Origin of the sequence: Bradyrhizobium sp. WBOS08 (genome assembly GCF_024585125.1) — a bacterium.
In the GTDB taxonomy this organism is placed as follows: domain Bacteria; phylum Pseudomonadota; class Alphaproteobacteria; order Rhizobiales; family Xanthobacteraceae; genus Bradyrhizobium; species Bradyrhizobium japonicum_B.
On the sequence record NZ_CP028988.1, the window covers coordinates 3618795 to 3633921 of the forward strand.

General features: G+C 66.4%; 14 protein-coding genes. 9 read left to right on the top strand and 5 right to left on the bottom strand.

Annotated features, from left to right (window positions below; translation table 11 throughout):
* Positions 1-103: 103 nt before the first annotated feature.
* Positions 104-988 carry a LysR family transcriptional regulator gene (locus DCM80_RS17255; RefSeq protein ID WP_257192804.1) on the bottom strand — a complete coding sequence of 295 codons (885 nt, stop codon included), beginning with the start codon at positions 986-988 and terminating at the stop codon, positions 104-106.
* 121 nt (positions 989-1109) lie between these two features.
* On the opposite strand from DCM80_RS17255, the gene DCM80_RS17260 reads away from it, so the two are divergent.
* Positions 1110-1733: a pyridoxamine 5'-phosphate oxidase family protein gene (locus DCM80_RS17260; protein WP_257192805.1), complete on the top strand. Its 624-nt coding sequence runs from the start codon at positions 1110-1112 to the stop codon at positions 1731-1733.
* A gap of 154 nt (positions 1734-1887) precedes the next feature.
* Here DCM80_RS17260 and DCM80_RS17265 read toward each other — a convergent pair whose 3' ends face one another.
* From DCM80_RS17265 to DCM80_RS17275, 3 genes are read right to left on the bottom strand one after another with little or no spacing between them, the layout of a single operon-like run.
* Positions 1888-2619, bottom strand: coding sequence for an ABC transporter ATP-binding protein (locus DCM80_RS17265; RefSeq protein ID WP_257192806.1), 732 nt, complete (start codon positions 2617-2619; stop codon positions 1888-1890).
* Positions 2616-4385, bottom strand: coding sequence for an ATP-binding cassette domain-containing protein (locus tag DCM80_RS17270; RefSeq protein ID WP_257192807.1), 1770 nt, complete (start codon positions 4383-4385; stop codon positions 2616-2618). Before DCM80_RS17270 ends, DCM80_RS17265 begins: the two co-directional genes overlap by 4 nt.
* Positions 4386-4392: 7 nt before the next feature.
* Positions 4393-5433 carry a branched-chain amino acid ABC transporter permease gene (locus DCM80_RS17275; RefSeq protein ID WP_257192809.1) on the bottom strand — a complete coding sequence of 347 codons (1041 nt, stop codon included), beginning with the start codon at positions 5431-5433 and terminating at the stop codon, positions 4393-4395.
* 175 nt (positions 5434-5608) lie between these two features.
* On the opposite strand from DCM80_RS17275, the gene DCM80_RS17280 reads away from it, so the two are divergent.
* The 8 genes from DCM80_RS17280 to DCM80_RS17315 all read left to right on the top strand — a co-directional run bounded on the left by DCM80_RS17280 (position 5609) and on the right by DCM80_RS17315 (position 13761).
* A complete protein-coding gene (locus DCM80_RS17280) occupies positions 5609-6154 on the top strand; it encodes a MarR family winged helix-turn-helix transcriptional regulator (protein ID WP_257192810.1) in 546 nt (181 codons plus the stop codon).
* Positions 6155-6375: 221 nt separating this feature from the next.
* Positions 6376-6648, top strand: coding sequence for a helix-turn-helix transcriptional regulator (locus DCM80_RS17285; protein ID WP_028138585.1), 273 nt, complete (start codon positions 6376-6378; stop codon positions 6646-6648).
* A gap of 13 nt (positions 6649-6661) precedes the next feature.
* The gene (gene hyfB / locus DCM80_RS17290) at positions 6662-8662 is read left to right on the top strand and encodes a hydrogenase 4 subunit B (protein WP_257192811.1); all 2001 of its coding nucleotides are present in this window, start codon (positions 6662-6664) and stop codon (positions 8660-8662) included.
* Positions 8659-9615 (top strand): respiratory chain complex I subunit 1 family protein, encoded by a 957-nt coding sequence (locus DCM80_RS17295; protein WP_257192812.1) that lies wholly within the window; start codon positions 8659-8661, stop codon positions 9613-9615. Before hyfB ends, DCM80_RS17295 begins: the two co-directional genes overlap by 4 nt.
* Position 9616: 1 nt before the next feature.
* Entirely contained in the window at positions 9617-10279 is a 663-nt protein-coding gene (locus DCM80_RS17300) for a hydrogenase-4 component E (RefSeq protein WP_257176582.1), read from the top strand.
* On the top strand, positions 10276-11715 hold the full coding sequence (locus tag DCM80_RS17305; protein WP_257192813.1) for a hydrogenase 4 subunit F: 1440 nt from the start codon (positions 10276-10278) through the stop codon (positions 11713-11715). Before DCM80_RS17300 ends, DCM80_RS17305 begins: the two co-directional genes overlap by 4 nt.
* A 3-nt stretch (positions 11716-11718) precedes the next feature.
* A complete protein-coding gene (locus tag DCM80_RS17310; protein ID WP_257192815.1) occupies positions 11719-13233 on the top strand; it encodes a nickel-dependent hydrogenase large subunit in 1515 nt (504 codons plus the stop codon).
* A gap of 3 nt (positions 13234-13236) precedes the next feature.
* Positions 13237-13761, top strand: a complete 525-nt coding sequence (locus DCM80_RS17315; RefSeq protein ID WP_257192816.1) for an NADH-quinone oxidoreductase subunit B family protein — start codon at positions 13237-13239, stop codon at positions 13759-13761.
* A gap of 50 nt (positions 13762-13811) precedes the next feature.
* On the opposite strand, the gene DCM80_RS17320 is transcribed toward DCM80_RS17315, so the two are convergent.
* Positions 13812-15095: a glycerate kinase gene (locus DCM80_RS17320; RefSeq protein ID WP_257192817.1), complete on the bottom strand. Its 1284-nt coding sequence runs from the start codon at positions 15093-15095 to the stop codon at positions 13812-13814.
* Between the last annotated feature and the right edge of the window lie 32 nt (positions 15096-15127).

Genomic DNA, 15127 nt, shown 5'->3' on the forward strand with positions numbered 1-15127 from the left:
CTGCGCAGAGCCGGGACCCATACTCGCATGGGACCGTACTGCTTTCTGGAGCCCGGCTCTGCGGAGCGGCACTTCGCGCCGCACCGCGTCCGGGACACGCGACCTACCCAAACCTCCATTCCGCCGTCTCTACCACGAGATCGATCAACGCGCGCACCTTGGCCGAGAGCAGGCGCGAGGTCGGGTAGACGATGTGGATCGGCAGCGCCGGCTGCTCGTATGCCGCCAGCACGATCTTCAGCCGCCCGCGCTTCAGCCCCTCCGCGGCCTGATAGGCCAGCACCCGTGTCACGCCGCCGCCGGCCTCGGCATATTGCAGGGCGGCGTCGGCGCTGTTGCTGGTGAAGCGCGGCGCGACCGTCACCTCGATGTCGCGGCCGTCCTGCATGAAATGCCAGCTCGCGGACGGGCCGAACTGGATGGTCTGGTGCTCGCGCAGCGCCTCCGGCGTCCTCGGCTCGCCATGGCGCTTGAGATAGGCGGGCGCGGCCACCACGATCCGCCGCATCTCGCCGACCTGACGCGCCACCAGCGAGGAATCGGCGAGGTGGCCGATGCGCACCGCGGCGTCGACGGCGTCCTCGACCAGGTTGACGAGATGGTCGGAGAGCCGCAATTCGCAGGCAACCTCGGGATAGCGCTTGAGATAGGCGGTCATGACCGGCCCGACATGCAGCCGGCCGAAGCCGACCGGGGCCGAGACCACCAGCCGCCCGCTCGGCCGGTTGCGCTCCTCCCGCGCGGAGCCGTCGGCTTCCTCGACATCGGCGAGGATCCGCCGCGCCCGCTCCAGATAGCGCGTGCCGACATCGGTCAGCGTCACCTGCCGCGTGGTCCGCTGCAGCAGCCGCGCGCCGAGATGCTCCTCCAGCGCCGCGATCAGCCGCGTCACCGCCGAGGGTGACAGCCGCAGCTTGCGCGCCGCCGGCGCAAAGCCGCCGAGATCGGCGACGGTGACGAAGACATGCATGGCTTCGAGGCGGTCCATGGGATTATTGCATATATTGCAATGATGAAGTGTCAAGTGGATCGATTGTTTGGGCCTTTGGAAGGTCCATCTTGACCCGTGACAGACGCACCGATGCGCCGGAAATCCAGGAGTTATCCCGATGACGGCAACCCACACCTATGCCAGCGACGTCGCCTTTTCGCCGGCGGTGAAATCGATCCAGACCCGAAAGGGATCGCGCGAGGGCTATGCCCATGCCGAGCAGCGAGGATGGCGCACCGAGGTCGACGAGAACCTCGCCGCGTTCCTCGCCGACGCCAGCAGTTTCTATTTCGCCACTGCATCGGCCGACGGCCAGCCCTATATCCAGCACCGCGGCGGTCCGAAGGGATTCCTGAAGGTCTTGGACAAGCAGACGCTGGCCTTCACCGACTACGCCGGCAACCGGCAATACATCACGCAGGGAAACCTCTCGGAGAATCCCAAGGCCTACATCTTCGTGATGGACTACGCCCATCGCCGCCGGGTGAAGATCTGGGGCGAGGCGCGCGTCGTCGAGGACGACGAGGCGCTGACGGCCTCGTTGATGCCGAAGGGTTACCGCGCCCGGCCGGAGCAGGTGATCCTGTTCAGGATCGCGGCCTGGGACTCCAACTGCCCGCAGCACATCCCGCAGAAGTTCGACGCGCCCGATGTCGCAGCCGCGCTCGCGGCGCGAGATGCGAGGATCGCAGAGCTGGAAGCGGAGGTTGCGGCGCTACGGGGGAAGAAGGGGGCGGGTTGAGGCTGACCTCTGCAGTTCTCACGCTCCGGTGTCATGCCCCGCGAAGGCGGGGCATCCAGTACGCCGAGGCGTGTCGATCAATCACTAACGCCGCCGCGTACTGGATCGCCCGCCTTCGCGGGCGATGACAGTGAGTGCGTCGGGGCGCCTTGATCTAAATCGCGCTCGCGCCTTCGTGCTGGAAGCCGAGATAGCTCGCCGCCACCCGCTCGTTCGCGGCAATGTCGCTGGCCTTGCCGCTGAGCACGAACTCGCCGAGCTCCATCACGTAAGCCTGGTCCGCGATCTTCAGCGCCGCCTGCGCGTTCTGCTCGACCAGCAGCACGGAGACGCCGGCGGCGCGGAGCTCGGCGACGATACGGAAGATGTCGGCGACGATGATCGGGGCGAGGCCGAGGCTCGGCTCGTCCAGCATCAGCAGCTTCGGCTCGCCCATCAGGGCGCGGCCCATCGCGAGCATCTGCTGCTCGCCGCCCGAGAGCGTGCCGGCGAGCTGCTTGCGCCGCTCCTTGAGCCGCGGAAACAGCGTGTAGACCCGCTCCATCGAGGCCCTCGCCTTGGACCTCTCGATACGGAAGGCGCCAAGCTCGAGATTGTCCTCGACATTCATGGTCACGAACAATTCGCGGTGCTCGGGAACGAGGCCTAGCCCCATCGCGACGCGGTCCTCGATGTCGAGCCGGGCGAGATCCTCACCCGCAAAGACGACGCGGCCTTTCAGCGGCAGGATGCCCATGATGGCGGACAGCAGCGTGGTCTTGCCGGCACCGTTGGCGCCGACGATGGTGACGATCTGGTTGGCCCCGACCTCGAGCGAGACCGAGCGCACTGCCTCGACCTTGCCGTAGGCGACATGGGCGTCGGTGACGGACAACAGCGCGCTCATGCCGCCACTCCGAGATAGGCCTTGATCACTTCGGGATTGGTCTTGATCGTGGCGGGGGTGCCCTCGGCGATCTTGGTGCCGAAATCGAGCACCACGATGCGGTCGGCAAGGTTCATGACGAAGCCCATGTCGTGCTCGACCAGAAGCACGCTCATGCCGCCGTCGCGCAAGTCACGCAGCAGCGTCGCCAGCCGCTGCTTCTCCATGTGGCGCAGGCCTGCGGCGGGCTCGTCGAGCAGCAGCAGCATCGGATCGACGCAGAGCGCCCGCGCGATCTCGACGATGCGCTGCTGTCCCAGCGACAGCGAGCCTGCGAGCTGGTGCATCTGCTCGGTGAGGCCGACGCGCTCGATCTGGCGGGCGGCCTCCGCAAGCAGCTTTGCCTCGTCGGCGCGATCGAGCCGCAGCATCGAGGAGATCGGCCCGGAATGGCCGCGCAGATGCGCGCCGATCGCGACGTTCTCCAGCACGGTCATGTCGGGGACGAGCTTCACGTGCTGGAAGGTCCTGCTGATGCCGAGCTTGACGATCTCCTGCGGCGGCGCGTTGTCGACCTTCTTGCCGAGCACCGAGATCGAGCCTGACGTCGCCGACAGCACGCCGGTGATCAGGTTGAAGGTCGTGCTCTTGCCGGCGCCGTTCGGGCCGATCAGCGCGACGATCTCGCGGGCCTGGACGTCGAACGAGACGTTGTTGACCGCGACCACGCCGCCGAACTGTTTCCGTGCCTTGTCGACCTGGAGCAGGACGCCGGACTCGCCGGCCGCACGGGCGCGATGTTCCAGCTTCTGCGAGGTGTCGGGCTTCCTGCCGCTCGTGCGCTCCGGCAGGAACGACATCAGCCAGGGCCAGAGACCGCCGGGCGCGAGCTGCAGCAGCGCCACCAGCATGATGCCGAATACGATGGTCTCGACCTGGCCGGAGCCCGGCAGGATCAGCGGCAGATAGCTTTGCAGCACCTCCTTCAGGACCACGACGATCGCGGCGCCCAGAACGCCGCCCCAGACGTAGCCGGCGCCGCCGACCACGGCGATGAAGAGATATTCGATGCCCATATGCGCGCCGAACGGGGTCGGGTTCACCGCGCGCTGGAGATGGGCGTAGAGCCATCCCGAGAGGCCGGCGAGCACCGCTGCATGGATGAACACCAGCAGCTTGGCGCGCGGCGTGTGCACGCCGAAGGCTTCCGCCGCGACATGGCCGCGCCTGAGCGCGCGGATGGCACGGCCGGTGCGGGAGTCCAGCAGATTCATCGTCAGCAGTGCCGAAATGATCACGGCGATCCAGATCGCGTAATAGATCGAGCCGGGCGAGAGCATCTTGAAGGTGCCGATCGACAGCGGCGGGATCGCCGAGATGCCGTCGTTCCGTCCCAGGAATTCCAGCTTGCTGAATAGATAGAACAGGCCGAGCCCCCAGGCGATCGTGCCGAGCGGCAGATAATGGCCGGACAGGCGGACGGTGATCAGGCCGAGCAGCACCGCGAACAGACCGCTGACGAGGAGCGAGAGCGGCAGCGTCAGCCATGGCGACACGCCGTAGGCCGTCGACAGCACCGCGGTGGTGTAGGCCCCGAAGCCGACGAAGGCGGCTTGGCCGAACGAGGTGAGACCGCCGACGCCGGTCAGCAGCACGAGGCCCATCGCGACCAGGGCGGCGAGGCCGATATTGTCGAGCAGCACGATCCAGAATGGGGGCATTCCCGGGACGAACGGGATCGCCGCCATCACGAGCGCGAAGACAATGATGGGAAGCCGGCTCTGCATCTTGGCCTCAGTCCTTCTCTTCCTCGACCGCCGGCGCGGCGAGCGAGCGCAGCAGCAGCACGGGGATCAAGAGCATGAAAACGATCACTTCCTTGTAGTTGGAGGCATAGAAGGACGAGAACGCCTCGACGATGCCGACCACCAGCGCCGCGACGGCGGTCAAGGGGTAGCTGACGAGACCGCCGATGATCGCGGCGACGAAGCCCTTCAGGCCGATCAGGAAGCCGGAGTCGTAATAGAGCGTCGTGATCGGCACGATCATGATGCCCGACAGCGCACCGATGACGGAGGCCAGCAGGAAAGCGATCTGCCCCGACAAGGTGGTGCGGATGCCGGCGAGCCGCGCCCCGAGACGGTTCACGGCGGTCGCGCGCAGCGCCTTGCCGTAGAGCGTCAGGCCGAAGAACAGCCAGAGCCCGACGATGAAGGCGACGGTGATGGCGTAGACGGTGATGCTCTGGCCGGTGAAGCGCAACGCGCCGGCGGTAAAGGCGCCGGACAGCACGGCCGGTCCGCGCTGACCTTCGGCGCCGAAGAACAGAAGGCCGAGGCCCTGCAGCGCGAGGTGGACGCCCACGGAGGCGATCAGCAACACTAGCACCGAGGTGTGCGCCAGCGGCTGGAACGCGATCCGGTAGAGATAAAGGCCGATCATCGCGACGATCACCAGCGACAGCGCGATGCAGATTGCGACCGGCGGCTTCTGGGCGGCGAAGTACACGGTCAGCGCCAGCACGATGGAAGGCAGCACGATGTTCGTGATGAGGCTGCGCACGACCAGCCGCCCGTGCAGCGCCTTGCGCGCCACGAACAGGTCGAAGGCGAAGGCACCGATGCCGAGCGCCAGCGCGAGCTTGGCCGTCCCCGGCATCTGGCCGGCGGCCAGCGAGGCATAGGTCAGCGCACCGTAGGTGACGAATTCGCCCTGGGGGATGAGGATGACGCGGGTGACGGCGAATACCAGCACCAGCGCCAGGCCGAGCAGCGCATAGATCGCGCCATTGGTGATGCCGTCCTGCACCAGGAACAGCATGATTGTGGTATTCAAGACCGGACGCTCCCCTCATATTACGAACCGGTCCGCTCGATTGCGGTGGACGGTCCGCTCACAGCCGTTGAAACACGCATGCGATATTTGATATGGTCCATAACAATTATCAAATATAACATCAAGGGTGGGGAACGACCCGTCCCGAATTTAACGGGATTACGAGCACGAGGCGATGACCGTTTCCAAGGCCGTTGAAAAGTCCGCTGAAAAGACCTCCGAAAAGCCGGCCGATCCGGCCAAGGGCCGCAAGGACGCGGTCGAATCGCAGGGGCAGGGGGCCGCCGAGGCACTCCAGCTCGGCGGGCTTTCCGAGCAGCTGGGCTATGTCTTGAAGCGGGCGCAGCTCAAGGTGTTCGAGAATTTCCTGCGCTGCATGGCTTCGCTCCAGCTCACGCCGGCGCAGTTCTCGGTGCTGCTGCTGGTCGAGAAAAATCCCGGCCGTAACCAGACCGAGATCGCATCCACCCTCGGCATCCTCAGGCCGAACTTCGTGGCGATGCTCGACAACCTCGAGAGCCGCGACCTCTGCGCGCGGATCCGCTCCACCAACGACCGCCGCTCGCACATCCTGGTGCTGACCGACAAGGGCAAGGCCGTGCTGGCCCGCGCCAAGAAGCTGGTCGCCACCAAGCACGAGGCCCGGCTGAACGATCTGCTCGGGCAAAGCAACCGCGAAGCGCTGATCGCGATGCTCTCGAAGATCGCCAACGAGTTTTGAGGCGGGCGGTCACTCCTCAAGTGCGCGAGAGCGCCCCTGGAATCTTTCGGCGCATTTCCGTGGTTGCCATGCCACCGGCTTTATTGGCCTCCGGCACGGGCGTCCGCGTCCCCTCGACCGGATATGACGCGCTGCATATATAAAATGATGCTTGAAACATCATTTCATGGGCCATAAGCTCGGCAAATCAATCATTGTAGCCGCCACGGACATTCTGCCCCGTGATCACCGCCGCGCAGCTTCGAGCCGCCCGTGCCTTGCTCAGGATCGATCAGCGCGAACTCGCGCAGCGCTGTTCGCTGTCGCTGCCGACGATCCAGCGCATGGAGGCCTCCGAAGGGGTGATCCGCGGCAATGTCGATTCCCTGGTGAAGCTGGTTGAGGCGCTGTCGGTTGCCGGCATCGAGCTGATCGCCGAGGGAGCGGTGTCAACCGCCGGGGGCCGCGGGGTGCGGTTGAGATCTCCACCTCCCGGCGCGGACGACAAGCCATGATCGAGGCCCCGCCATGATCGCCGTCGCGCTATGGTCGGTGGCGGCTCTGCTGGCGCTGGCGCCTGCGGGAATCCTGCTGTCGACGCACCGGCGCGGCTCGATCATCCTTTACGGCGGCTGCCTGATCGCGACAGCGACGCTCTGCGTCACGGCGCTGTCCGGTCTGCTCCATTCCCCTCAGCCGGCGCCGAGCGCGGTGCTGCCGATCGGCCTGCCCTGGCTCGGTGCTCATTTCCGGCTCGATGCGCTGTCCGCCTTCTTCCTCGTCGTCGTCAATCTCGGCGGCGTCGCGGCGAGCCTGTTCGCGCTCGGTTACTCCAGGCACGAGGACTCCTCCGGCCGCGTGCTGCCGTTCTATCCCGCCTACCTCGCAGCGATGAACGTCGTCGTGCTGGCAAACGATGCCTTCAGCTTCCTGGTCGCCTGGGAATTCATGTCGCTGACCTCCTGGGCGATGGTCGTGTCGCATCACCGGGACCCGGAGAATGTCCGCGCCGGCTTCGTCTATATCCTGATGGCAAGTTTCGGCACGCTGGCGCTGCTGCTCGCCTTCGGCCTGCTCGCGAGCGACGCCGGTTACGATTTCGATGCGATCCGAGCCTCGCATCCTTCCGCTACGCTGACCGGCACGGTCATCATCCTCGTGCTGCTGGGCGCCGGTTCCAAGGCCGGCCTGGTGCCGCTGCATGCCTGGCTGCCGCTCGCCCATCCCGCCGCGCCCAGCCACGTCTCCGCGCTCATGAGCGGCGTCATGACCAAGGTCGCCGTCTACGGCTTCGTGCGCATCGTCTTTGATCTCGTGCCCGAACCGGTGTGGTGGTGGAGCATGGTGGTGCTGCTGGTCGGCGCTCCGACGGCGACGCTCGGCGTGCTCTATGCGCTGATGCAGCGCGACATCAAGCGCGTGCTCGCCTATTCCACGATCGAGAACATCGGCATCATCTTCACCGGCCTCGGGCTGGCGCTGGCTTTCAAGGCGGAAGGGCTCGACTGGGTGGCGGCGCTCGCCTTCACCGCGGCGATGCTGCACGTCTTCAATCATGCGCTGTTCAAGAGCCTGTTGTTCTTCGGCGCCGGCGCGGTGCTGGGAGCGACCGGCGAGCGCGACATGGAGAAGCTCGGCGGACTGATCCATCGCATGCCGAAGACGGCGTTCGCGGTGCTAGTCGGCTGCGTCGCGATCTCGGCATTGCCGCCGTTCAACGGCTTCGTTTCGGAATGGCTGACCTTTCAGGCGATCCTGCTTTCGCCGCAACTGCCCTCCTGGGGCCTCAAGCTCGTCATCCCGGCGGTCGGAGGTCTGCTGGCGCTCGCGGCCGCCTTTGCCGCAGCCTGCTTCGTCAAGCTCTATGGCATCAGCTTCCTCGGTCGGCCGCGTTCGGATGTCGCGGCGGCGGCGCACGAGACCGACCGCTTCTCGCTGACCGCGATGTTCGGGCTTGCCGCCCTCTGCCTCATTGCCGGAATCCTGCCGGGACTGTTCATCGACGTACTGGCGCCGGTGAGCAAGGATATGGTCGGCAACGTGATGCCGCATCAGGTCGGGTTGCAATGGCTCACCATCGTGCCGATCGCGGAAAGCCGCAGTTCCTATAACGGCCTTCTGGTGTTCCTGTTCGTGGCACTGTGCGGCACGGCGGCGGCGTCAGCCATTCACCGTCTCGCCTCCGACCGCGTACGCCGCGCGCCGGCCTGGGATTGCGGCTATCCCGACGCGGATCCGGCGATCCAGTACTCGGCCTCCAGCTTCTCGCAGCCGATCCGCCGCGTGTTCGGCAGCGTCATCTTTGGCGCACGCGAGATCGGCGAGATGCCGCCGCCGTCCTCGCCGCTTCCCGCGCGGCTCACGGTCGAACTGCACGATCTGATCTGGGAGGGGCTGTACGCGCCGGTCGCGAAGGCCATCGGCTATGCGACGGACCGCATCAATATCCTGCAGTTCTTCAGCATCCGCCGCTACCTGACGCTGGTGTTCGTGGCGCTGATCGTGCTGTTGCTGGTGGTGGCCCTATGAGCGGGCTGCGCGACATCCTCTCCCAGGGCGCGCAGATGTCGCTGGTGCTGGGACTCGCGCCACTGCTGACGGGATTCGTGCGGAAGGTGAAAGCACGGCTGCTACGCCGGCGCGGGCCGCCGCTGCTCCAACCTTATCGCGACCTCATCCGCCTGATGCGCAAGGACGTCGTGCTCGCGGACAACGCATCCTGGCTGTTCCGCGTCATTCCCTACCTGATGTTCGCGGGCACCTGGGTCGCCGCGTCGCTGGTGCCGACCTTCGGCAATGGTCTGTTGTTCTCCTGGACCGCCGATCTCATCGCCATCACTGCGCTGCTCGGCAGCGCCCGTTTCTTCCAGGCGCTCGCCGGCATGGATGTCGGAACCGCCTTCGGCGGCATCGGCTCCAGCCGTGAGGTGATGATCGCCTCCCTCGCCGAGCCCGCGATGCTGATCACCGCGTTCTCGGTCGCAATGATCGCCGGCTCGACGCAGCTTTCCACGGTAGCCGAGTTCATGGGCTCGGACGCGGTCGGCCTGCGTGTGTCGTTGGGGATGGCGTTCGTGGCGCTGACCATCGTGGCGCTGGCGGAGAATGCCCGCATCCCGGTCGATAACCCCGCCACCCATCTCGAGCTCACCATGGTGCACGAGGCCATGGTGCTGGAATATTCAGGGCGGCATCTCGCGCTGATCGACTTGTCCTCGCAGCTCAAGCTTCTGCTCTATGTCTCGCTGATCGCCTGCGTGTTCCTGCCATGGGGCACGGCGACCGCGGATGCGAGCCTTGCAAGGCTCGCATCCGGCGCGCTGGTCTATCTCGGCAAGCTCATGGCCCTCGGCTTCCTGCTTGCGCTGTTCGAGACCGCGATCGCCAAGATGCGCGTGTTCCGGATTCCGGAGTTCCTGGGTGCGGCGCTGATGCTGGCATTGCTTGCCACGCTGTTGCGCTTCGTGTCGGGGAGCCTCTGAGATGAGCAGCCTGCAATTCGACATCGCCCATCTGCTCGCCGGCTCCCTCGTGCTGGCGAGCTTCATGATGCTCTACCAGGATCGGCTCTATGCGCTGCTCAACGTCTATGCGCTGCATGCCGGCGTGCTGGCGCTGTCGGTGGGCTGGCAGGCCTATGTGCAGCACGCGCCGCATCTCTATATCACGGCGCTGATCGCGCTGGTCTTCAAGGCCATCATCATCCCCGTGGCGCTGCACCGGATCATCAAGCGGCTCGGGATCCACCGCGAGATCGAGAACGTGATCGGCATCGGGCTGACGATGATGGCCGGGATCGGCCTCGTCGCGCTGTCGATGGTGGTGATGTTGCGGGTGACGCCGGGCGCCGACGCGCTTGCGCGCGAGGACCTCGCCTTCGCGCTGTCGGTGGTGCTACTGGGGCTCTTGATCATGGTTACGCGACGCAACGCCGTGAGCCAGGTCGTCGGCTTCATGTCGCTGGAGAACGGGCTGGTGCTGGCGGCAACCGGCGCCAAGGGCATGCCGCTGGTGGTCGAGATCAGCGTCGCCTTCTCGGTGCTGATCGCCTTCATCGTGATCGGGATATTCCTGTTCCGCATCCGCGAGCGCTTCGACAGCGTGGACGTACAGGCGCTCGATCGCTTCCGGGGAGAGCGGCGATGACGATCGATGCGCTCGGTGCGATCCTGCTGATCCCGTCCGTCTCCGCCGCTCTGCTCGCGGTTCTGCCCGGCTACATGCTGGCGGCGAAGCTCAACATCGTCGCGGCGCTCGCGACCTTCCTCACTTCGGTGTCCCTGTTCGTGATCGAGCCGACGTCCGGGCAATATCTGCTGCTCGACGACCTCAACAAGGTCTTCATCGTTCTGACGACCTTCATCGGCTTCACGACATCGGTCTTCAGCGCGAGCTACATTAACCACGAGATCGAGATCGGGCGGCTGACGCCGGCCTTCCTGCGCTTCTATCACGCGATGTATCAGATGCTGATGTTCGCGATGAACCTCGCGCTGGTCGCCAACAATATCGGCCTGATGTGGGTCGCGGTCGAGGTGGCGACGCTGACGACCGTGCTGATGGTCGGTATCTACCGCACCCATGAGGCGCTGGAAGCCGCATGGAAATACTTCATCCTCGGCAGCGTCGGCATCGCGCTGGCGCTGTTCGGCACCATCCTGGTCTATATGGCGGCGCGCCCGGCGGTGGGCGAGGGGCTCGACGGCATGGTGTGGACGGTGCTGGTGAAGCACGCCGCACAGTTCGATCCGGCGTTGCTCAACGTCGCCTTCGTCTTCCTCCTGCTTGGCTACGGCACCAAGGTCGGCCTGGCGCCGTTGCACGCCTGGCTGCCGGATGCGCATGCGGAGGGCCCGACGCCGATCTCGGCGGTGCTGTCAGGTCTGCTGCTCAATGTCGCGCTCTATGCGCTGCTGCGATTCAAGATGATGCTCGCGGTCAACTCCGAGGCGATCACGCCGGGTCCGCTGATGGTGACCATGGGCCTGACCTCGGTGATCTTCGCCGCGCTGATGCTGTACCGTCGACGCGACATCAAGCGGATGTTCGCCTATTCCTCGATCGAGCATATGGGCATCATCGTCTTCGCCTTCGGCATGGGCGGCCCGCTCGCCAATTTCGCGGCCCTGTTGCACATGGCCATGCATTCGCTGACCAAGTCGGCGATCTTCTTCGCCGTCGGCCATATCGCGCAGGTCAAGGGCACACAGAAGATCGCCGATATCGGCGGCCTCACGACGACCAACCCCGTGCTCGGCTGGGGCCTGATGCTCGGCGTGGTCGCCATCGTCGGGCTGCCGCCGTTCGGCATCTTCATGAGCGAGTTTCTGGTGGTGAGCTCGACATTCGCACGCGCGCCCTGGCTGACGGTGATCCTGGTGCTCGGCATCATCATCGCGCTGGGCGGGCTTTTCCTGCGGGTCGGCGTGGTGATGTTCGGCGAGCCCAAGGGCAAGACCGCCCCCGCTGAAGCCTCCTACGTGCCGATGTTCACGCACCTCGGATTGGTGCTGATGGCCGGCATCTATCTGCCGCCGGTGCTGGTCACCGGCTTCCAGAACGTCGCGAAGCTGCTGGGATAGGCGATGGGCATCCTCGACAGCATCCCCCATGTCAAAGCGGTGCCGTCGCACCGGCCCTGGCCGCGCGCGATCGTGACGGAGGAGGGCTGGCGGGTGGCGATCGATCGGCTCGCCGAAGGGGAACTCACACTGCTCGGCTTCTGGGGCGAGCCGACCGCGGTGCATATGGCGATGCTCGATGCAGGGTCGGCCGCGATCGCGGTCGTTACCCACGAGTGTACGGACGGCACATTTCCGAGCGTCGCCAGCCGTCATCCGCCGGCGCTTCGGCTGGAGCGGTGCATCCATGACCTGCTCGGGCTTGTTCCGACCTCAGCCAACGATCTGAGGCCATGGCTCGATCACGGTGCCTGGGGCCAATCCGACCCGCTCTCCGGCCGCAACGCATCGCGCGACGTGCGGCCGTACCAGTTCCTGCCGGCCGAGGGCAAGGCGTTGCACCAGGTGGCGGTCGGCCCGGTCCATGCCGGGATCATCGAGCCCGGCCATTTCCGCTTCACCGCCAACGGCGAGCATGTGGTGCGGCTGGAGCAGCGGCTCGGCTACACCCACAAGGGTATCGAGTCGCTGATGCAGGGTGCGAGCCTCGAGGCCGCCGCGAAGCTCGCCGGCCGCGCCTCCGGCGACAGCACCGTCGCCTACGCCTTTGCTTTCGCACGTGCCGTGGAGGCGGCACTGCAGATCGAGGCGCCGAGGCGCGCAAACCTCTTGCGAGCGCTGATGGCGGAGCTGGAGCGGCTCGCCAATCATCTGGGCGACATCGGGGCCATCTGCAACGACGCTTCGTTCGCGATGATGCATGCCCAGACCGGCGTCTTGCGTGAGCGCTGCCTGCGCGCTGCGGACACAGCGTTCGGCCATCGCTTGATGATGGACGTCATCGTGCCCGGGGGCGTGAGGCGTGACATTGCGCCGGACGGCGTGTCCGCGCTACGCGCGTTGGTCGCCGAGCTGCGCAAGGTGTTCCCGCGCTTGATCGAGCTCTATGACAATACGGCGTCCCTGCAGGACCGCACCGTCACCACAGGCATCGTGAAGGCGGAATATGCGCGCCAGTTTGGCGCCGGCGGTTATGTCGGCCGCGCCTCGGGCCGCGATTTTGATGCGCGGCGGGCGCTGGCCTACGGGCCTTACGAGGCGCTGTCGTTCGAGGTGCCGGTCCTGGAGGCCGGTGACGTGAATGCGCGGGTCTGGATCCGAATCCGCGAGGTCGAGCAGAGCGTCGCGTTGATCGAGCAGATTCTCGACCGGCTTGGGCCGGGCGGGCTCGAGACCGCGCTGCCGGCCCGGAGCGGCGGGGGTGCCTGTGAAGGCTTGGCGCTCACCGAGGCCTTCCGCGGTGACGTTCTGGTGTGGCTGCGGCTCGATGGCGAGTTGCGTATCGATCGCTGCCACCTGCGCGACGCCTCCTGGTTCCAGTGGCCGCTGCTGGAAACCGCGATCGAAGGCAACATCATCGCCGACTTCCCGCTGTGCAACAAGTCGTTCAACTGTTCCTATTCGGGCGTGGACCTCTAAGCCATGCGCAACACCCTGTTCGAAAGCCTCACCCATGGTTCGCTGACGGAGCCCGCTCCGGCGCCGGATGGTTCGGCGCTGGCCGAGCTTGCAGCGAAAGTCGACCGCGCTGCCCAGGCCCGGCTGGGGCGTTCCCTCGCCATTCGCGAGGTCGATGCCGGATCCTGCAACGGCTGCGAGCTGGAGATCCACGCGCTGTCCAACGCCTTCTACGACGTCGAACGCTTCGGCCTGCGCTTCGTCGCCTCGCCGCGCCATGCCGACGTGCTGCTGGTCACGGGGCCCGTGACGAAGAACATGCGGGAAGCCCTGGAGCGGACCTACAACGCGACGCCGGATCCGAAATGGGTCGTCGCGGTCGGCGCTTGCGCGGTCGATGGCGGCATGTTCAGAGGCAGCTACGCCTGCGTCGGCGGCGTATCCGAGACCGTCCCGGTGGATCTGCACATCAGGGGTTGCCCGCCGTCACCGACGGACTTGTTGAAGGGCCTGCTCGCGCTGCTGGAGCATGTCGGCGGCAAACGCTAACGGTCCACGCTCCCTCGTTGCGAACGCGATCGCGTCGAACGGGGCGAGCCCTAGTCCACCAGGATGACCCTGATGTCGTTGACGTTCGTCAGCGTCGGGCCCGGTAGCAGCAGGTCGCCGGTGGCCTCGAAGAACGCGGTGGCATCGTTGTTGTCGAGATATTGCTGCGGTTGCAGCCCCTGCGCCTTCATCCTGGCGAACGTCGCCGCGTCGATCAGCGCGCCGGCGGGGTCGGTAGGGTGGCCGCCACCGCCGTCGGCGCCGTCGGTATCGCCTGCCAGCGCCGAAATGTCCGGCGTGTCCTTGAGCAGGTTGGCGAGCGCCAGTGCGTATTCCTGGTTCGGTCCGCCGCGCCCCTGGCCACGCACGGTCACCGTGAGCTCACCGCCGGAGAGGATCGCAAGGCGCTTGCCTTGCGCGCGCGCCTCCAGCGCCAGCCTGGCATGCGCGGCGGCAACCTCGCGCGCCTCGCCTTCGAGGTCGGCGCCGAGGTCGATGGTCTCGTAGCCGGATTCGCGCGCGAGCTTCACCGCGGCATCGAGCGACTGCTTGGGCCGTGCGATCAGTTCGAAACGCGCGCGCGCGAAGGCGGCATCGTCGGGCTTGCAGCTTTCGTTGGCGGGATCCTCAAGCGCGCGGCGGACGGCGTCGTCGATGTCGAGCTGGTATTTCGCGACGATGGCGCGTGCGTCCGCCAGCGTGGTCGGATCGGGCACGGTCGGGCCGGAGGCGATTGCGGAGGGGTCGTCATGCGGCACGTCCGAGATCGCGAGCGTCACGATCTCGGCGGCATCCTTGCCGGCGCGGGCGAGACGTCCGCCCTTGATCCGCGAGAGATGCTTGCGCACGACGTTCATCTCGCCGATCGGCGCGCCCGAGCGCAGCAGCGCCTTGTTGACCGCCTGCTTCTGCGCGAAGCTGATGCCCTCGCTCGGCGCGATCCAGTTGGCCGAGCCGCCGCCGGTGAGCAGCACCAGGAGCAGATCGTCCGGCCCGGCCTCGCCTGCGAGCGCCAGCGTGTCGGCGGCGCCCTTCAGGCCGGCCTCGTCCGGCACGGGATGACCGGCTTCGACCACGCGGATCCGGCGCGTCGGCACGCCGTAGCCATGGCGCGTGGTGGCGATGCCGACGAGGCGCTCCGGTGCGAGTTGGATCGTGTCGAGATAATGCCGCTCGGCCGCCGCAGCCATGGCGCCGGCGCCCTTGCCGGCGGCGAGGCAGATCACGCGTCCTGTGGGCGCGGGCGGCAAGTGCGGCGCCAGCACCACATTGGGATGGGCCGCGGCGACGGCGGCGTCGTAGATTGCGCGGAGCAGGGGGCGTCGATCGGTCATCACGAAAGGCCTTGAGCAGACGGAACAAGCTG